Source organism: Streptococcus mitis (assembly GCF_009496155.1).
GTDB classification, from domain to species: domain Bacteria; phylum Bacillota; class Bacilli; order Lactobacillales; family Streptococcaceae; genus Streptococcus; species Streptococcus mitis_BQ.
The window spans coordinates 24,200-40,950 of the sequence record NZ_WIJP01000015.1 but is presented as its reverse complement, the minus strand read 5'-3'; the positions used below and the strand labels follow the sequence as shown (position 1 = coordinate 40,950).

Genomic DNA, 16,751 nt, shown 5'->3' with positions numbered 1-16,751 from the left:
AATATGTATAGTATTTCTTGTAGTGTCAGTAGATAATTTTTTTAGAGACTTAACCCCGTTATTGTTCATTTTAAATATTATTGGCCTAACTTGTTTTTTAGTGTTAACATACACTAACATAAAAGAGATACTCTTAAATATAAGTAAATGATGGTTTGGTTAGTCCTAGAACCAATCAACTTATGTATATCGGCTTGACAGGCTTTATGTCTATTATCTGTTTGTATAGAGGTATTACAGCAGGAGAATTCTATCAGCAATTGATTGCCTACATTGGTGCTATTCTCTGCTTGATTATCATGCTTCTACTCATTTGGGGTTTGAAGTATTATAAAAAGTAGCTTTCTTTCCTCTTTTATCAGGATATTTGAGTAGAAGACTCTATTAAAAAGTTCGTGAAATAAATGAATGGAGGTATTTAATATGAAATACAGATTATTTCTTGTTATTTTCTTGAGCAGTATGTTGAATATTCTTTTAGGGACATTTTTACAAATCTCTAATGTATCGATTGGGTGGCTGGTTCTCTACAGTGGCTTGTTTGAAGCAGGAGTTTTTCTTCTTACCAATAAAGGGGTGACGGTACAAATCAAGGAGGCAGACATTAAAAACCGTTTTAAATTTATTTTTGGAAAAACGATATGGTTTCAAATTCTTTTGCTCATCTTTTTGATGGTCAAACTTTATCTTGGTTTGGATGTGAGGTTGATTTTATTCTATGGACATATTTTCATTGTCTTTAATGCCTTAATGTATCTATTATCTAGTAGTCAGGTTAGACTTAAAAAGAACAAACTGTCTTCTTAATCTTGCAGTAATAGAGCCTGACAAGAGGAGATCATCATGCATAAACGCTTATTTTTCCTAGATTCAAAAACCTTAGACTGGTTGACACCCTATATTCTAGTCTTGGCTTCTGACACCATTGCCTTTAATGTTTTTGTGCTAACCTTTGTATCTGTGGTGGTCTTTTATTTCCTGAGTCCCATGTTAGCTTTAATGGCTATATTCTTAGGGGCTGGTTATGTTGTCGGATTTTGGTTACTCAAATGGTTTGTATTGGAAAGGTTAGAGCGAAAGGATGACTTGTAGGGAAGTCTGTTTGTTGAGGAGGATAGTTTTATGGCCATTTTCAATAAATGTCATGCCTTGTTTTTGGGATTTTTAGTATTTGCAATCGTTGGTGCAGCGGGTTATTCCATTAATCAAGGGGATTATTTTCAACACCAGTACACATTCATTATTATAAAGAGTCTCTTGCTTTTCCTTAGTTTTGGTTATGCGAAATGGTTTGACATGATTTCTTTTGGGATGTTAAGCAGGAAACAACTCTTGCTGTTCATTGGAATTTTTCTTCTCACTGTGCTTGTAAGTATTAGCTATCATGCTTTTTTCTCAGTTGTTTCTGGTGCTTCGGATCAACACCTTGAGGAAGCTAGTAAAGGACTTTCGCTTTCTTTTATTGTTAGTGCTACAGTTTTGGCACCTATACAGGAGGAATTCATGTTTAGAGGGCTTCTTCAAGGTGCAGTTTTTGATAATTCTTGGCTGGGGCTTGTACTGACTTCCTCTCTCTTTTCTTTCCTGCATGAACCTTATGATATTCCTTCGTTTTGCTATTATCTTTTCGGGGGCTTGTTGCTGGGCTTTGCCTATAAAAAGAGCCAAAATTTGTGGGTTTCTACTCTAGTCCATATGTTTTACAACAGTTTGCCACTCTTATATTATTTATAAAAATCATGAAAAGGTAAGCAGAAGACGGTGCTTGCCTTTTTCTTTCTAGAATGATATCCCAAGCCAATCCAGAGGCTTTTCTTTGAGAATCAGGTCTGGAGCGGTTGACGAATAGGCCAAAAACTAGTAGAATAGTAAGGAAACTTTATACGGAGGAAAGAAATGGATTTGGGTGATAATGAGCTAACACTGACTCCCATACCTGGGAAAAGTGGCAAGGCTTATATGGGTAGCTATCCTGATGGGAAGCGTATCTTTGTAAAAATGAACACCTCTCCAATCCTACCTGGTCTAGCTAGAGAACAAATTGCTCCACAATTATTATGGAGTCGCCGTTTGGCAGATGGGCGTGATATGTGTGCTCAAGAATGGTTGACAGGCAAGATATTGACCCCCTATGATATGAATCGTAAACAAATCGTCAATATCTTAACCCGTCTTCATCGCTCACGTCCGTTGATGACACAGTTGAGTCGTTTGGGGTATGCCATGGAAACACCTGTAGATTTACTACAGTCTTGGCAAGAAACGGCTCCAGATGCTTTGCGTAAAAATCATTTTATCAGTGAAGTGATGGCTGATTTACGTCAGACTATTCCAGGATTTAGAGAGGACTATGCGACCATTGTCCATGGAGATGTACGACATAGTAATTGGATTGAGACAGATAGTGGCTTGATTTATTTGGTAGATTGGGATTCGGTTCGCTTGACCGATCGCATGTTTGATGTGGCCCATATGCTCTGCCATTATATTCCAGAACATCAGTGGAAGGAATGGTTGACCTACTACGGCTATAAGTACAATCAAACGGTATTGAATAAATTGTATTGGTACGGTCAATTGTCTTATTTGAGCCAGATTTCCAAGTATTATATGAACCAAGATTTAGAAAATGTCAATCGGGAGATTCATGGCTTACGTCACTTCCGAGACAAGTATGGAAAGAGAAGATGAGAGTTAGAAATCGTAAAGGGGCGACAGAATTACTAGAAGCAAATCCCCAGTATGTGGTCCTCAATCCCTTGGAAGCCAAGGGGAAATGGCGGGACTTGTTTGGCAATGACAATCCCATTCATGTGGAAGTTGGAAGTGGAAAGGGTGCCTTTGTTTCAGGTATGGCCAAGCAAAACCCTGACATCAACTATATCGGGATTGATATTCAAAAGTCTGTTTTGAGCTACGCTTTGGACAAGGTTCTTGAAGTTGGAGTGCCTAACATCAAGCTTCTGTGGGTAGATGGTTCTGACTTGACTGACTACTTTGAAGACGGTGAGATTAATCGCTTGTATCTGAATTTTTCAGATCCATGGCCGAAAAAACGCCATGAAAAGCGTCGTTTGACCTACAAGACCTTCTTGGATACCTTCAAGCGTATCTTACCTGAAAATGGAGAAATTCATTTCAAGACGGATAACCGTGGCTTGTTTGAATATAGCCTAGTGAGCTTTTCTCAGTATGGCATGAAGCTCAACGGCGTCTGGCTAGATTTACATGCCAGTGATTTTGAAGGCAATGTCATGACAGAATACGAGCAAAAATTCTCCAACAAGGGGCAAGTTATCTACCGAGTTGAGGCTCAGTTTTAATCTAAAGAGATTTCAAAAACTGTTTCGCATTCAAAAAGTAAAACGAATCATATATTCTAAGGATTTAGTTCTGAATTGCACAGAATTAAGTCCTTTTAGTGTCATTTTAAAACAGTAGTTTTTGCTAAGTGTGTATTTGCGGCTCGATAAGTGGTATAATGAAAAGGTTATGAGAAATAGTATAAATCCTCTTGTATTCTATCTTTTCTTTTTCCTTGTGATAGTTGGTTTGATTTTTTCTGACTATCAACAACATAGACAGGTAGAGGTGCAAGTAGAAAAAACTGAAACAACTATTGAAACCAGTGAAGGAGAGGAAAATAAGGTTATCGAAGACAGATTAGCCGCGATGACCTTGGAAGAGAAAGTGGGGCAATTATTTTGGGCTAGAGTTCCTTCTAATCACCAGATAGAAGATCTCCAATCCTATCATTTGTCTGGTTATATCTTATTTGGCAGAGATTTTGAGGGTCGAAGTTTAGAGGATATAAAGGCTTTGACAAAGGGCTACCAAGCTGCTGCCAAGATTCCTTTGTTGATTGGTTCAGATGAAGAAGGAGGGACAGTGACTCGTATTAGTTCGATTTTAAAAACTCCTTTTCAATCTCCTATGGCACTTTATCATCAAGGGGGGATGGAGGTAGTGCTTTCTGATACGAAGCAAAAGTCAGAGCTGCTAAAATCTGTTGGAATCAATGCTGGACTTTTCCCAGTTGCGGATCTTGCAAGGAATCATTCTGCTTTCATTTATGATCGAACGATTGGACAAGATGCCCAAACAACTGCAAGTTATGTTCAGCAGGTTGTAGAAGAACTTAAAAAGAGTAAGGTTGGGTCAACTTTGAAACATTTTCCAGGATATGGCGATAATGGAGACAGTCATACTGCTATTATCCAAGACAATCGTTCTCTGGATGAATTAAGACAAGCTGATTTTCTTCCCTTTCGAGCTGGGATAGATGCAGGGGCTGGTAGTGTGTTAGTCTCTCACAATATCTTATCTAAAATTGACACAGTGCCATCATCTATCTCACCGAAAATTACTGACCTTCTTCGTAAGGAACTGCATTTCAAAGGTGTTATTATGACGGATGATTTAGACATGGCGGGATTAGCCAATTTTGTCAGTCAGGAAGAAGCTGCTTTTCAAGTGATTGTAGCTGGAAACGATCTGATTCTAGGGTCTTCCTATCAAACTCAGATTCCTTATTTATTAAAGAAAATTTCCTCTGGAGAGTTGACAGAAGAACGTATTGATGAGTCTGTCAGACGCATTTTAACTTGGAAATACGACTTAGGATTATTAGGAGTGGCCCAGTAAGTCTTGTAAGCCCAGACAAAAAGCTTCAAGGTCAAATCCTTGCAGGTTAGCTTGATTTGTGTTATACTTATAGCAAGAATATGAAAAGTGAGGCGGGGAAATATCTTCGCCTCTTGCTTATGAGGAGGTGGACGCAATCGCAACAATCGTAGAATTAGTCAGAGAAGTTGTAGAACCTGTCATAGAAGCTCCTTTCGAACTCGTGGATATCGAGTATGGAAAGATTGGCAGTGACATGATTCTCAGTATTTTTGTAGATAAACCTGAAGGAATTACCTTGAACGACACGGCGGACTTGACAGAAATAATCAGTCCTGTCCTAGACACCATCAAGCCAGATCCCTTCCCAGAACAATATTTCCTAGAAATCACCAGTCCAGGCTTGGAACGTCCTTTGAAAACCAAGGATGCTGTCGCTGGAGCGGTTGGGAAATACATCCATGTCGGGCTCTACCAAGCCATCGATAAGCAAAAGGTCTTTGAAGGAACTCTGTTGGCCTTTGAAGAGGACGAGTTGACTATGGAATATATGGACAAGACGCGTAAGAAAACCGTCCAAATTCCATACAGTTTAGTATCAAAAGCACGTTTAGCAGTTAAATTATAGAAAAAGAAAGGATAGCTTTTGAGGATTCAAAAGTGAAGAAAACATGAGTAAAGAAATGCTAGAGGCCTTCCGCATTTTGGAAGAAGACAAGGGAATCAAAAAAGAAGACATCATCGACGCAGTAGTAGAGTCGCTTCGTTCCGCTTATCGCAGACGCTATGGTCAATCTGATAGCGTAGCTATTGATTTCAACGAAAAAACAGGTGACTTTACCGTTTATACTGTTCGTGAAGTGGTTGATGAAGTATTTGATAGCCGTTTGGAAATCAGCTTGAAAGATGCTCTTGCCATTAATTCAGCTTATGAGCTTGGTGACAAAATCAAGTTTGAAGAAGCACCTGCTGAGTTTGGTCGTGTAGCAGCCCAATCTGCAAAACAAACCATCATGGAAAAAATGCGCAAGCAAACACGTGCTATCACATACAATACTTACAAAGAACATGAACAAGAAATCATGTCTGGTACGGTAGAACGCTTTGATAACCGCTTTATCTATGTCAACCTTGGGAGCATCGAAGCCCAATTGTCAAAACAAGACCGAATCCCTGGAGAAGAGTTTGCTTCTCACGATCGTATCGAAGTCTATGTTTACAAGGTTGAAGACAACCCTCGTGGTGTCAACGTCTTTGTTAGCCGTAGTCATCCAGAAATGATTAAACGCTTGATGGAGCAAGAGATTCCAGAAGTTTATGACGGAACTGTTGAAATCATGAGCGTGGCTCGTGAAGCTGGTGACCGTACCAAGGTTGCTGTTCGCAGTCATAATCCAAACGTGGACGCTATCGGTACAATCGTTGGACGTGGTGGTGCTAATATCAAGAAGATTACTAGCAAATTCCACCCAGCTCGTTACGATGCGAAGAGCGGTCGTACGGTGCCAATCGAAGAAAATATTGACGTTATCGAGTGGGTAGCAGATCCAGCTGAATTTATCTACAATGCCATTGCTCCTGCTGAAGTTGACCAAGTTATCTTTGACGAAAACGACAGCAAACGTGCCTTGGTGGTTGTTCCAGATAACAAGCTTTCTCTTGCCATCGGTCGTCGTGGACAAAACGTGCGTTTGGCGGCTCACTTGACTGGTTACCGTATTGATATCAAGTCTGCTAGCGAATTTGAAGCCATGGAAGAAGCTGGTTCGGTAGAGTTGGAAGCAGAAAACGATACTGTGGAAGAATAAAAGCTGCTAGAGGAGGGAAAGATGAAAACGAGAAAAATCCCTTTGCGCAAGTCTGTTGTGTCCAATGAAGTGATTGATAAGCGTGATTTGCTCCGCATTGTCAAGAACAAGGAAGGACAAGTCTTTATCGATCCAACAGGCAAGGCTAATGGCCGCGGCGCTTATATCAAACTAGACAATGCAGAAGCCTTAGAGGCGAAAAAGAAGAAGGTCTTTAACCGTAGCTTTAGCATGGAAGTGGATGAAAGCTTCTATGACGAGTTGATTGCTTATGTGGATCACAAAGTGAAAAGAAGAGAGTTAGGACTTGAATAAGCAAAAGATAAGCAATCTCTTGGGACTTGCTCAGCGAGCAGGGCGGATTATATCGGGTGAAGAATTGGTGGTCAAGGCCATTCAAGACGGCAAGGCAAAGTTGGTCTTTCTAGCCCATGATGCTGGACCCAATCTAACCAAGAAGATTCAAGATAAAAGTCATTATTATCAAGTAGAAATTGTAACCGTGTTTTCAACACTGGAATTAAGCATAGCAGTCGGGAAATCAAGAAAGGTTTTGGCTGTGACAGATGCTGGATTTACAAAGAAAATGAGGTCTCTTATGGAATAGAAGAGGAGGACATGATTTGTCTAAGAAAAGATTGTACGAAATCGCAAAAGAACTTGGAAAAGAAAGTAAGGAAGTTGTAGCGCGTGCAAAAGAGTTGGGCTTGGATGTGAAAAGCCACTCGTCAAGTGTGGAAGAAGCTGTCGCTGCAAAAATCGCTGCCAGCTTTAAGCCTGCTGCTCCGAAAGAAGAAGCAAAACCTGCAGCACCAAAAGCAAGTGCAGAAAAGAAAGCCGAAAAATCTGAGCCAGCTAAACCAGCTGTGGCTAAGGAAGAGGCAAAGCCTGCTGAACCAGTCGCTCCTAAAACAGAAAAAGTAGCGGCTAAACCGCAAAGTCGTAATTTCAAGGCTGAGCGTGAAGCCCGTGCCAAAGAGCAGGCAGAACGACGCAAGCAAAATAAGGGCAATAACCGTGACCAACAACAAAACGGGAACCGTCAGAAAAACGACGGCCGCAATGGTGGAAAACAAGGTCAAGGAAACCGCGACAATCGTCGCTTTAATGACCAAGCTAAGAAACAGCAAGGTCAGCAAAATCGTGGAAATGAGCGCCGTCAACAAGAGGACAAACGTCCAAATCAAGCGGCTCCACGTATTGACTTTAAAGCCCGTGCAGCAGCTCTCAAAGCAGAGCAAAATGCAGAGTACGCACGTTCAAGTGAGGAACGCTTCAAGCAGTATCAGGCTGCTAAAGAAGCCTTGGCTCAAGCTAACAAACGCAAGGAACCAGAGGAAATCTTTGAAGAAGCGGCTAAGTTAGCTGAACAAGCGCAACAAGCACAGCAAGTTCAAGCAGTGGTTGAAGTCGTCCCTGACAAAAAAGAACCTGCAGTGGATACACGTCGTAAAAAACAAGCTCGACCAGACAAAAATCGTGACGATTATGATCACGAAGAAGATGGTCCTAGAAAACAACAAAAGAATCGAAGTAGTCAAAATCAAGTGAGAAATCAAAAGAATAGTAACTGGAATAACAACAAAAAGAACAAAAAAGGCAATAACAAGAACAACCGTAATCAGACTCCAAAACCTGTTACAGAGCGTAAATTCCATGAATTGCCAACAGAATTTGAATATACAGATGGTATGACCGTTGCGGAAATCGCAAAACGTATCAAACGTGAACCAGCTGAAATCGTTAAGAAACTCTTTATGATGGGTGTTATGGCGACACAAAACCAATCCTTGGATGGTGAAACAATCGAACTCCTCATGGTGGATTACGGTATCGAAGCTAAACAAAAGGTTGAAGTGGATAATGCCGACATCGAACGTTTCTTTGTCGAAGATGGTTATCTCAATGAAGATGAATTGGTAGAGCGTCCACCAGTTGTAACCATCATGGGACACGTTGACCATGGTAAAACAACCCTCCTAGATACCCTTCGTAATTCTCGTGTTGCGACAGGTGAAGCAGGTGGTATCACGCAGCATATCGGTGCCTACCAAATCGTGGAAAATGGCAAGAAGATTACCTTCCTTGATACACCAGGACACGCGGCCTTTACATCGATGCGTGCGCGTGGTGCTTCTGTTACCGATATTACTATCTTGGTCGTAGCGGCAGATGACGGGGTTATGCCTCAGACAATTGAAGCCATCAACCACTCAAAAGCAGCCAACGTTCCAATCATCGTAGCCATCAACAAGATTGATAAGCCAGGTGCCAACCCAGAACGCGTTATCGGTGAATTGGCAGAGCATGGTGTTATGTCAACAGCTTGGGGTGGAGATTCTGAATTTGTTGAAATCTCAGCTAAATTCAACCAAAACATCGAAGAGTTGTTGGAAACAGTCCTTCTTGTAGCTGAAATCCAAGAACTCAAGGCAGATCCAACAGTGCGTGCGATCGGTACAGTTATCGAAGCTCGCTTGGATAAAGGAAAAGGTGCGGTCGCAACCCTTCTTGTTCAACAAGGTACCTTGAATGTTCAAGACCCAATCGTTGTCGGCAATACCTTCGGTCGTGTCCGTGCTATGACCAACGACCTTGGTCGTCGTGTTAAGGTTGCTGGGCCATCAACACCAGTGTCAATCACAGGTTTGAACGAAGCGCCAATGGCAGGTGACCACTTTGCTGTTTACGAAGATGAAAAATCTGCGCGTGCGGCTGGTGAAGAACGTGCCAAACGTGCCCTTATGAAACAACGTCAAGCTACCCAACGTGTCAGCCTTGAAAACCTCTTTGATACCCTTAAAGCTGGTGAACTCAAATCTGTTAACGTTATCATCAAGGCCGACGTACAAGGTTCAGTTGAAGCCCTTTCTGCCTCACTTCAAAAGATTGATGTGGAAGGTGTTAAAGTTACCATCGTCCACTCAGCAGTCGGTGCCATCAACGAATCTGACGTAACACTTGCGGAAGCTTCAAATGCCTTTATCGTTGGTTTCAACGTACGCCCTACACCACAAGCTCGTCAACAAGCAGAAGCTGACGATGTGGAAATCCGTCTCCACAGCATTATCTACAAGGTTATCGAAGAGATGGAAGAAGCTATGAAAGGGATGCTTGATCCAGAATTCGAAGAAAAAGTTATCGGTGAAGCAGTTATTCGTGAAACCTTCAAGGTGTCTAAAGTGGGAACTATCGGTGGATTCATGGTTATCAACGGTAAGGTTACCCGTGACTCTAAAGTCCGTGTTATCCGTGATGGTGTCGTTATTTACGATGGTGAACTCGCAAGCTTGAAACACTACAAAGACGACGTTAAAGAAGTTACAAACGGTCGTGAAGGTGGATTGATGATTGATGGCTACAATGACATCAAGACTGATGATGTGATTGAGGCTTATGTCATGGAAGAAATCAAAAGATAAGATTTTTGCTCCTTTCTTAGCTGGTGAGGGATGCAAGCAAACCGATGGTTTCATTGCTTATTTTTGAGCCTAGGGTCTCAAAAATCCCCTGTGATGGGACTGATAAATCAGTTCCATCACTTTCATCACAGCGAAAGAAGCAGATGATCTCAAATTGAACTTCGTTTCAATTTGAAATGAAAATCAATAAGTTTAAAAATAGCTAGGTCTGCTGGCCTAGCTTTTGGTTCAAAGTAGAGAAAGGAATATCATGGCAAATCATTTCCGTACGGATCGTGTGGGCATGGAAATCAAGCGTGAAGTCAATGAGATTTTGCAAAAGAAAGTCCGTGATCCGCGTGTTCAAGGCGTGACCATCACAGATGTTCAAATGCTAGGTGACTTGTCTGTAGCCAAGGTTTACTACACCATTTTGAGTAACCTTGCTTCAGATAATCAAAAAGCTCAAATCGGGCTTGAAAAAGCGACTGGTACCATCAAACGTGAACTTGGTCGCAATTTGAAATTGTACAAAGTCCCAGATTTGACCTTCGTCAAAGACGAATCCATCGAGTATGGAAACAAGATTGACGAAATGCTACGTAATCTGGATAAAAACTAAAGAAGAGGGGTACCCCTCTTTTTTGGTGGAGAAAATAGGTGGAATTTGAAATGGAAAAATATTCTTTTAACTAGAATTCTGTATTTTTAAAGGTTAGCTAAACAGAAAATGCTTTTTTTTTTTAGGAAATATGATATGATGATTTCATAAATAAAAGGAGATTCTATTAATGAATAATATAAAAAAAATTTGTCGTTTAGCTTTGCTATGTCTTTCCGTTTCTACTCTAGTTGCTTGTAGTTCTCTATCTGAAAAAACAAGTAGCTCTTCTAGTGAGAGTCAAACAGAAGCTTCATCTAGTAGTTCTGAAAAGAAAGGGTTGCTTGCCAAAGCAAAAGAAAAACTCAGTTCAGGCGATTTCAACCCACAAGATGTTAGCGATGCGACAATTGAGTCTATAAAAACTTATGAAGATTACTTGATTATGAATGAGAAAATAATCGATAATTACTATACAGAAGCAGACGAAGCCTTTAAAGGGACTGTTTTAGAAGATAGCGCTGCTATCCAAGAACTAAAAGATAGCACTAAAAAAGAGATGGAAGATTTGAAAAAACAATATGGTCCACTCAAGAAAGCACCGATTCAAGGGAAAGAAGAAGTTATTAAGGTTCTAAAAGATTATCGTGATAATCTACATGAACAAGTGGAGCAGTGGAAAGCTAGTCTTTAATAGGAAGAGTGGAGTTCAATATGGATTATCAATTATTGCCACATGAATACATGGTTATGAATAGTGACCATGTGAGTTTTGGGAAAAATGGTTTGTCTACAGATGAATTAATTTTAACGAATCTACACTTAATATATATCAAAAAAGGTTTATGGGGAGGAAAAAAAGACCAAGTTACTATCCCCATTAACCAGATTAAAATTTTTGAAGGGAAACCTCAAGTTTCAGTAACCAAAACCAATGGTGTGAAACGGTTGGAAATTTATTATAATGGTGGACAAGCTATCTTTGCATTTAATAATACTAAAGATACTGATAAGTGGGCTAGAAACATTATTAAATTGATTTCAGGTGATACGAGTAATTTTGAAACCTTAGGAGATAGCAGCTTATTTGGAGCAGATGTTTTGGCAGAAACATTTAAGGATACATTTGACACTTTTAAAGCAGGGCTTGGAATTAAGGATGCAGAGCCAGAAAAGATTTCAACCAAGTGTAGCTTTTGTGGAGCACCTTTGTCAGGTCAAGTGAAGCAAACAGTGAGATGTGCCTATTGTGATATGGAGCAGAGTTTATAAGGGGGCAATTAAATGGGGTTGATAAAAGCAATTACAGATTCTATTGGTGGGACATTTGCAGATCAGTGGAAAGAAATTATCACAGTTCAAGCTTTTGATGAACATACAGCTGTAAGTCCAGGTATTGTTCAAGAAAGTAATAATGGTAGGGGTGTCAATACGAAGGGATCTGTAGGTGTTATTTCCAACGGATCCAAGATTTTTATTCCAGAAAATACTGCTGCCTTTATCTTTAGTCAGTCTGGTATAGAGGAAATTATTACAGAACCAGGTGGATATGAATACCAAAATGGTGAAAGCAGTGTTTTTAACGGTGATGGATTGAAAAAGTCACTGTTTGACAATGTTGTTAATCGTGTTGGATTCGGTGGCCAAAGTGATCAGCAAAAACAGATTTGTTTTGTTAATTTGAGAGAAATTCGTGATATTAAATTTGGGACTCGTGGTCCAGTCATGTATAATGATTTGTTTTATGGGACAGATTTAGAAGTACGTGCTTTTGGAACATTTTCTATCCAAATTACAGATGCTAAGCAATTTATCAGAAATTTTCTTCCTGCCAATGTGACTTATTATACCTTTGATAGCGCTCAAGCTAGATCACAAATAGTGACAGAATTTCTTCAATCTTTTATTGTTGCACTTAATTCTTTGTCCACAACTTATCGTATTTCACAATTACCCTCACAAGCTTCAATTCTTGCAGAACAAGTATCAAATGATGGACAGTATGCAGGGACTTGGAAAGAACGTTTTGGATTTGAGATTGTAAAAGTTGCCATTGCTAATATTGAGTTCTCACCAGAATCTAAGGAATTGGTTAAACAATTTTCATCAAATAAGATGAATTTAAAAGCTTATGATGATGTATCGCAGAAATCTTCTAATATTGCAGCACAACAAAAAATTGCATCAGGAGTGGAGCAACATGGTCTAGGTGATAGTGCTGGAATGATATTTGGAATGAATATGGTTCAAAGTTTAGATGAAAAAGCCATGAAAGCAAGTTTATCATTAGATGAGCAAATCGAAGCACTTACAAAACTAAAATCTCTTTTAGATGCAGGGATACTATCTCAAGAAGAATTTGATCGAAAGAAAAAAGAAATTATGGATTTATAAAATGAAACTCGAAAGTTCATAGTTATACTCAATGAAAATCAAAAAGCAAACTAGGAAGCTAGCCGCAAGCTGTACTTGGGTACGGTAAGGCGACGCTGACGTGGTTTGAATTTGATTTTCGAAGAGTATTAGTGTGTATTCAAGGAACATTTTAGTTGAAACAACAATAGACTATCGTTCATAGATAGAATATCAAGTTGTAAAGGTAGAGTTGAATATTCGAGTTGTCTCTACAAAGACTATTAAAGTTCTTTAACAAATAAGTTGCTAAGGATTTTTTGAAAATTTTTGAGGGGGATTTGAAACATACTTTAAAAGAGTATGCTATCATAGAATATAACTTACAGAAGTAAAAGGAGTTTGTATATGGCTGAACAAGAGTTGGCTATGCAAGTATTGCAACAAGTGGTGAAACTACCTGTTGTTAAGGTTGATCGTTCGAAATTTTTAGTGGATAAGTTTTCCAAAGAATTGGATCCACAGGACATTCCTACTTTATTAGAACAAGGCCCAACGTCTCTCTTATCTCAAGAAACCTTAGATCGAGTGGCTAATGCCTGTATTCGGGATAATGTTTTATTGGCGAGTGGAACGTCTGTTGTTGCAGGATTACCTGGAGGGATTGCTATGGCAATTACCATTCCAGCTGATGTGGCTCAATTTTATGGTTTTTCTCTGAAATTGGCTCAAGAATTAGGTTATATTTATGGTTATGAGGATCTTTGGGCTTCACGCGATGAGTTGAGTGAAGATGCTCAAAATACCCTCTTGCTTTATCTAGGCGTCATGTTGGGGGTAAATGGAACCGCTGCCTTGCTACGTGCTGGTGGTATAACAATTGCCAAACAGGTAATGAAAACAGTACCTAATAAAGCGTTAACAAAGACGCTTTGGTACCCTATTTTGAAAAAAGTCTTAAAAATATTTGGTGTGAATCTGACCAAGGGAGGGCTGGCCAAAGGAATGGGGAAATTTATTCCTATCTTGGGAGGTATCATTTCAGGTGGTTTAACCTTTGCAACTATGAAACCAATGGGGGAAAGCTTGCAGAAAGAATTATCCAAGCTAGTCAACTATAGTGAAGTTCAATATCAAGAAGATGTTGAAACGATCCGAAAAGAGGCTGAAATCATCGAAGGAGAGTGATATGGGACTCATAAAAATTCTAGCTAAAACTTATGGGAATTACTTTTTGACCATGCAAGGTGTAAAAGTGATGAAAACGATAAAGAAAGATGACCACGCCGTTGTCGGTCTGGGGAAACTTTTTATTGCAGACAAGCTAATGGATACGGCTCGGTGGCTCATCAAGCCAGAGGATAGAAAATGAAATTTTTCTGGGGTCTTCTTGCCATTATTTTTATCAAACCAATTTTTGGGATTGTGAAATTCTTGTGGATGATTATCTCTTTTGCAGTCCAACTGCTGTTTTACAAGCTATTATTTAAACTATTGGATTGGCTCTTTAAACTTATTTAGATAGTAATCCAAGTCGTGGGGAACTAGCAAGTCTTGTACTGCTAGTTTTTTAATCTCTTTCCTTATGGTATAATAAAATAAATAATATCATTTATAAACGATAATGGAGGTCGTCATGGACAATATCATCGATGTGTCAATTCCTGTTGCAGAAGTGGTGGATAAGCATCCAGAAGTCTTGGAAATCCTAGTAGAGCTGGGTTTTAAACCTCTTGCTAATCCCTTGATGCGTAATACTATCGGTCGCAAGGTATCACTTAAACAGGGTTCTAAGCTGGAAGGAACTCCTATGGACAAGATTGTCCGTACACTGGAAGCGAATGGCTACGAAGTGATTGGATTAGACTAATGGCAGATGAACGGATTCATGTCCTACGGGATATTTTGTTAGAATTGCATAATGGCGCCTCTCCTGAGTCGGTTCAGGCGCGTTTTGATGCGACCTTTACAGGCGTTTCAGCCATCGAGATTTCCCTCATGGAACACGAGCTGATGAACTCAGACTCAGGTGTCACCTTTGAAGATGTCATGGAACTCTGTGATGTCCATGCCAATCTTTTTAAAAATGCTGTTAAGGCTGTCGAAGTTGCAGATACCGAGCACCCAGGTCACCCAGTTCGGATTTTTAAAGAAGAAAATCTGGCTCTCCGTGCTGCCTTGATTCGCATTCGTAGATTGTTAGATACCTATGAGTCTATGGAAGATGAAGAAATGCTGGTGGAGATGCGTAAGGGCTTGGTGCGTCAGATGGGACTTGTGGGGCAATTTGACATCCACTACCAGCGCAAGGAAGAGCTCTTCTTCCCCATCATGGAGCGTTATGGGCACGATTCGCCTCCCAAAGTTATGTGGGGAGTGGATGATCAGATCAGAGAACTCTTTCAAACAGCTTTAGAGACAGCCAAGTCACTACCTGAAGTGCCGATTTCCACTGTAAAAGAAGATTTTGAAGCCTTTGCGACAGAGTTTGAAAGTATGATTTTCAAGGAAGAGTCCATCCTCCTTATGATTCTCCTTGAGTCTTTCACTCAGGATGACTGGCTTCAGATTGCGGAGGAGAGCGATGCCTATGGTTATGCCATCATCCGTCCGTCTGAGAAATGGGTGCCAGAACGACAGAGCTTTGTTGAGGAAAAGATTGCAGGGGAGCCTGTACAGCTAGATACGGCAGAGGGGCAAGTTCAACAAGTTATCGATACGCCAGAAGGACAGTTTACCATTACCTTTACCCCTAAGGAAAAGGAAGCAGTGCTGGACCGCCATAGTCAACAGGCTTTTGGGAATGGCTATCTATCGGTCGAGCAGGCCAATCTCATCCTCAATCACCTTCCTATGGAGATTACCTTTGTCAATAAGGACGATATTTTCCAGTATTATAATGACAATACGCCAGCTGATGAGATGATTTTCAAACGGACACCGTCCCAAGTCGGGCGCAATGTCGAACTCTGTCATCCGCCTAAGTATTTGGACAAGGTCAAGACTATCATGAAGGGTCTTCGTGAGGGAGTCAAGGACAAGTATGAGATGTGGTTCAAGTCTGAGTCGCGAGGTAAGTTTGTCCACATCACTTACGCCGCAGTGCACGATGAAAACGGAGAATTCCAAGGTGTGCTGGAATACGTTCAGGATATCCAGCCCTACCGTGAGATTGATACGGACTATTTCCGTGGACTAGAATAAGGAGAAAAAAATGAGTTACGAACAAGAATTTATGAAGGAATTTGAAGCTTGGGTTAATACTCAGATTATGATTAACGACATGGCGCATAAGGAAAGCCAAAAAGTCTACGAAGAAGACCAAGACGAGCGTGCCAAAGATGCCATGATTCGCTACGAAAGTCGCTTGGATGCTTATCAGTTCTTGCTTAGTAAGTTTGAAAACTTCAAAGCAGGCAAGGGATTCCATGATTTGCCAGATGGCTTGTTTGGTGAGCGAAATTATTAAACGAGATAGATTCTTGATTTTTTACTAAAATCTTGATAAAATACTTTTATTAAATCCTTGTCAGAGCAGGGGTTTTTTATTGAAAGGATTTTATCATGTCAAAGAAACTCAATCGTAAAAAACAATTACGAAATAGCCTCCGTCGTGCAGGTGCTTTTTCAAGTACTGTGACTAAGGTTGTAGAAGAGACAAAAAAAGTCGTAAAACGTGCAGAACAGTCAGCAAGCCAAGCTGGTAAAGCTGTTTCTAAAAAAGTTGAACAAGCAGTAGAAGCTACCAAAGAGCAAGCTCAAAAAGTAGCCAATTCTGTAGAAGATTTTGCAGCAAACTTGGGTGGACTTCCACTTGATCGTGCTAAGACTTTCTATGATGAAGGAATCAAGTCTGCTTCAGATTTCAAAAACTGGACTGAAAAAGAACTCCTTGCCTTGAAAGGAATCGGCCCAGCTACCATCAAGAAATTGAAAGAAAATGGCATCAAGTTCAAGTAATCTTTC

At 40.2% G+C, this 16,751-nt stretch carries 23 protein-coding genes; all 23 read left to right on the top strand.

Annotated elements, in window-relative coordinates:
* Positions 1-155 precede the first annotated feature (155 nt).
* The 23 genes from GEZ84_RS09020 to GEZ84_RS08915 all read left to right on the top strand — a co-directional run bounded on the left by GEZ84_RS09020 (position 156) and on the right by GEZ84_RS08915 (position 16,745).
* Complete coding sequence (locus GEZ84_RS09020; RefSeq protein ID WP_153224283.1) at positions 156-341, top strand: hypothetical protein; 186 nt, start codon at positions 156-158, stop codon at positions 339-341.
* Between the two features lie 82 nt (positions 342-423).
* A complete protein-coding gene (locus GEZ84_RS09015) occupies positions 424-807 on the top strand; it encodes an immunity protein (protein ID WP_194252057.1) in 384 nt (127 codons plus the stop codon).
* Positions 808-843: 36 nt separating this feature from the next.
* Positions 844-1,092, top strand: coding sequence for an immunity protein BlpZ (gene blpZ / locus GEZ84_RS09010; protein ID WP_153224281.1), 249 nt, complete (start codon positions 844-846; stop codon positions 1,090-1,092).
* A 30-nt stretch (positions 1,093-1,122) separates the two neighbouring features.
* Complete coding sequence (locus tag GEZ84_RS09005) at positions 1,123-1,734, top strand: CPBP family intramembrane glutamic endopeptidase (protein ID WP_153224280.1); 612 nt, start codon at positions 1,123-1,125, stop codon at positions 1,732-1,734.
* A 162-nt stretch (positions 1,735-1,896) separates the two neighbouring features.
* Positions 1,897-2,691: a cell cycle regulator CcrZ gene (ccrZ, locus tag GEZ84_RS09000; protein WP_000363005.1), complete on the top strand. Its 795-nt coding sequence runs from the start codon at positions 1,897-1,899 to the stop codon at positions 2,689-2,691.
* Positions 2,688-3,323: a tRNA (guanosine(46)-N7)-methyltransferase TrmB gene (gene trmB / locus GEZ84_RS08995; RefSeq protein WP_153224279.1), complete on the top strand. Its 636-nt coding sequence runs from the start codon at positions 2,688-2,690 to the stop codon at positions 3,321-3,323. Before ccrZ ends, trmB begins: the two co-directional genes overlap by 4 nt.
* A 169-nt stretch (positions 3,324-3,492) precedes the next feature.
* Positions 3,493-4,644, top strand: a complete 1,152-nt coding sequence (locus GEZ84_RS08990) for a glycoside hydrolase family 3 protein (RefSeq protein ID WP_153224278.1) — start codon at positions 3,493-3,495, stop codon at positions 4,642-4,644.
* A gap of 127 nt (positions 4,645-4,771) precedes the next feature.
* Positions 4,772-5,251, top strand: coding sequence for a ribosome maturation factor RimP (gene rimP / locus GEZ84_RS08985; protein WP_001808691.1), 480 nt, complete (start codon positions 4,772-4,774; stop codon positions 5,249-5,251).
* A gap of 43 nt (positions 5,252-5,294) precedes the next feature.
* A complete protein-coding gene (gene nusA, locus GEZ84_RS08980) occupies positions 5,295-6,431 on the top strand; it encodes a transcription termination factor NusA (protein WP_153224277.1) in 1,137 nt (378 codons plus the stop codon).
* Positions 6,432-6,452: 21 nt separating this feature from the next.
* Positions 6,453-6,746 carry an RNase P modulator RnpM gene (rnpM, locus tag GEZ84_RS08975; RefSeq protein ID WP_000857561.1) on the top strand — a complete coding sequence of 98 codons (294 nt, stop codon included), beginning with the start codon at positions 6,453-6,455 and terminating at the stop codon, positions 6,744-6,746.
* Entirely contained in the window at positions 6,739-7,038 is a 300-nt protein-coding gene (locus GEZ84_RS08970; RefSeq protein ID WP_001041390.1) for a YlxQ-related RNA-binding protein, read from the top strand. Before rnpM ends, GEZ84_RS08970 begins: the two co-directional genes overlap by 8 nt.
* Positions 7,039-7,054: 16 nt before the next feature.
* Positions 7,055-9,853, top strand: coding sequence for a translation initiation factor IF-2 (infB, locus tag GEZ84_RS08965; RefSeq protein ID WP_153224276.1), 2,799 nt, complete (start codon positions 7,055-7,057; stop codon positions 9,851-9,853).
* Positions 9,854-10,103: 250 nt separating this feature from the next.
* Positions 10,104-10,454 carry a 30S ribosome-binding factor RbfA gene (gene rbfA, locus GEZ84_RS08960; RefSeq protein WP_153224275.1) on the top strand — a complete coding sequence of 117 codons (351 nt, stop codon included), beginning with the start codon at positions 10,104-10,106 and terminating at the stop codon, positions 10,452-10,454.
* Positions 10,455-10,623: 169 nt separating this feature from the next.
* Positions 10,624-11,127 (top strand): hypothetical protein, encoded by a 504-nt coding sequence (locus tag GEZ84_RS08955; protein ID WP_153224274.1) that lies wholly within the window; start codon positions 10,624-10,626, stop codon positions 11,125-11,127.
* A 20-nt stretch (positions 11,128-11,147) separates the two neighbouring features.
* Positions 11,148-11,705 (top strand): hypothetical protein, encoded by a 558-nt coding sequence (locus GEZ84_RS08950; protein ID WP_000386258.1) that lies wholly within the window; start codon positions 11,148-11,150, stop codon positions 11,703-11,705.
* A gap of 12 nt (positions 11,706-11,717) precedes the next feature.
* Positions 11,718-12,827 carry an SPFH domain-containing protein gene (locus tag GEZ84_RS08945; RefSeq protein WP_153224273.1) on the top strand — a complete coding sequence of 370 codons (1,110 nt, stop codon included), beginning with the start codon at positions 11,718-11,720 and terminating at the stop codon, positions 12,825-12,827.
* A 366-nt stretch (positions 12,828-13,193) separates the two neighbouring features.
* Positions 13,194-13,973 (top strand): hypothetical protein, encoded by a 780-nt coding sequence (locus GEZ84_RS08940; RefSeq protein WP_153224272.1) that lies wholly within the window; start codon positions 13,194-13,196, stop codon positions 13,971-13,973.
* Position 13,974: 1 nt separating this feature from the next.
* Positions 13,975-14,157, top strand: coding sequence for a hypothetical protein (locus tag GEZ84_RS08935; RefSeq protein ID WP_050242259.1), 183 nt, complete (start codon positions 13,975-13,977; stop codon positions 14,155-14,157).
* Entirely contained in the window at positions 14,154-14,306 is a 153-nt protein-coding gene (locus tag GEZ84_RS10735) for a hypothetical protein (RefSeq protein ID WP_194252056.1), read from the top strand. Before GEZ84_RS08935 ends, GEZ84_RS10735 begins: the two co-directional genes overlap by 4 nt.
* Before the next feature lie 115 nt (positions 14,307-14,421).
* Positions 14,422-14,655 (top strand): DUF1858 domain-containing protein, encoded by a 234-nt coding sequence (locus GEZ84_RS08930; protein WP_000368734.1) that lies wholly within the window; start codon positions 14,422-14,424, stop codon positions 14,653-14,655.
* Complete coding sequence (locus tag GEZ84_RS08925) at positions 14,655-15,989, top strand: DUF438 domain-containing protein (RefSeq protein WP_153224271.1); 1,335 nt, start codon at positions 14,655-14,657, stop codon at positions 15,987-15,989. The genes GEZ84_RS08930 and GEZ84_RS08925 overlap by 1 nt, the downstream gene beginning before the upstream one ends.
* A 10-nt stretch (positions 15,990-15,999) precedes the next feature.
* Positions 16,000-16,254 (top strand): DUF1912 family protein, encoded by a 255-nt coding sequence (locus GEZ84_RS08920; protein WP_153224270.1) that lies wholly within the window; start codon positions 16,000-16,002, stop codon positions 16,252-16,254.
* Between the two features lie 95 nt (positions 16,255-16,349).
* Positions 16,350-16,745 carry a helix-hairpin-helix domain-containing protein gene (locus tag GEZ84_RS08915; protein WP_000038635.1) on the top strand — a complete coding sequence of 132 codons (396 nt, stop codon included), beginning with the start codon at positions 16,350-16,352 and terminating at the stop codon, positions 16,743-16,745.
* Positions 16,746-16,751: the final 6 nt, after the last annotated feature.

What these genes read in the sequence shown, in the direction of transcription:
- GEZ84_RS09015 (WP_194252057.1), top strand. Translation starts at nt 424, where the DNA reads ATGAAATACAGATTATTTCTTGTTATTTTCTTGAGCAGTATGTTGAAT.
- blpZ (WP_153224281.1), top strand. Translation starts at nt 844, where the DNA reads ATGCATAAACGCTTATTTTTCCTAGATTCAAAAACCTTAGACTGGTTG.
- GEZ84_RS09005 (WP_153224280.1), top strand. Translation starts at nt 1,123, where the DNA reads ATGGCCATTTTCAATAAATGTCATGCCTTGTTTTTGGGATTTTTAGTA.
- ccrZ (WP_000363005.1), top strand. Translation starts at nt 1,897, where the DNA reads ATGGATTTGGGTGATAATGAGCTAACACTGACTCCCATACCTGGGAAA.
- trmB (WP_153224279.1), top strand. Translation starts at nt 2,688, where the DNA reads ATGAGAGTTAGAAATCGTAAAGGGGCGACAGAATTACTAGAAGCAAAT.
- GEZ84_RS08990 (WP_153224278.1), top strand. Translation starts at nt 3,493, where the DNA reads ATGAGAAATAGTATAAATCCTCTTGTATTCTATCTTTTCTTTTTCCTT.
- nusA (WP_153224277.1), top strand. Translation starts at nt 5,295, where the DNA reads ATGAGTAAAGAAATGCTAGAGGCCTTCCGCATTTTGGAAGAAGACAAG.
- rnpM (WP_000857561.1), top strand. Translation starts at nt 6,453, where the DNA reads ATGAAAACGAGAAAAATCCCTTTGCGCAAGTCTGTTGTGTCCAATGAA.
- rbfA (WP_153224275.1), top strand. Translation starts at nt 10,104, where the DNA reads ATGGCAAATCATTTCCGTACGGATCGTGTGGGCATGGAAATCAAGCGT.
- GEZ84_RS08955 (WP_153224274.1), top strand. Translation starts at nt 10,624, where the DNA reads ATGAATAATATAAAAAAAATTTGTCGTTTAGCTTTGCTATGTCTTTCC.
- GEZ84_RS08950 (WP_000386258.1), top strand. Translation starts at nt 11,148, where the DNA reads ATGGATTATCAATTATTGCCACATGAATACATGGTTATGAATAGTGAC.
- GEZ84_RS08945 (WP_153224273.1), top strand. Translation starts at nt 11,718, where the DNA reads ATGGGGTTGATAAAAGCAATTACAGATTCTATTGGTGGGACATTTGCA.
- GEZ84_RS08940 (WP_153224272.1), top strand. Translation starts at nt 13,194, where the DNA reads ATGGCTGAACAAGAGTTGGCTATGCAAGTATTGCAACAAGTGGTGAAA.
- GEZ84_RS08935 (WP_050242259.1), top strand. Translation starts at nt 13,975, where the DNA reads ATGGGACTCATAAAAATTCTAGCTAAAACTTATGGGAATTACTTTTTG.
- GEZ84_RS10735 (WP_194252056.1), top strand. Translation starts at nt 14,154, where the DNA reads ATGAAATTTTTCTGGGGTCTTCTTGCCATTATTTTTATCAAACCAATT.
- GEZ84_RS08930 (WP_000368734.1), top strand. Translation starts at nt 14,422, where the DNA reads ATGGACAATATCATCGATGTGTCAATTCCTGTTGCAGAAGTGGTGGAT.
- GEZ84_RS08925 (WP_153224271.1), top strand. Translation starts at nt 14,655, where the DNA reads ATGGCAGATGAACGGATTCATGTCCTACGGGATATTTTGTTAGAATTG.
- GEZ84_RS08920 (WP_153224270.1), top strand. Translation starts at nt 16,000, where the DNA reads ATGAGTTACGAACAAGAATTTATGAAGGAATTTGAAGCTTGGGTTAAT.
- GEZ84_RS08915 (WP_000038635.1), top strand. Translation starts at nt 16,350, where the DNA reads ATGTCAAAGAAACTCAATCGTAAAAAACAATTACGAAATAGCCTCCGT.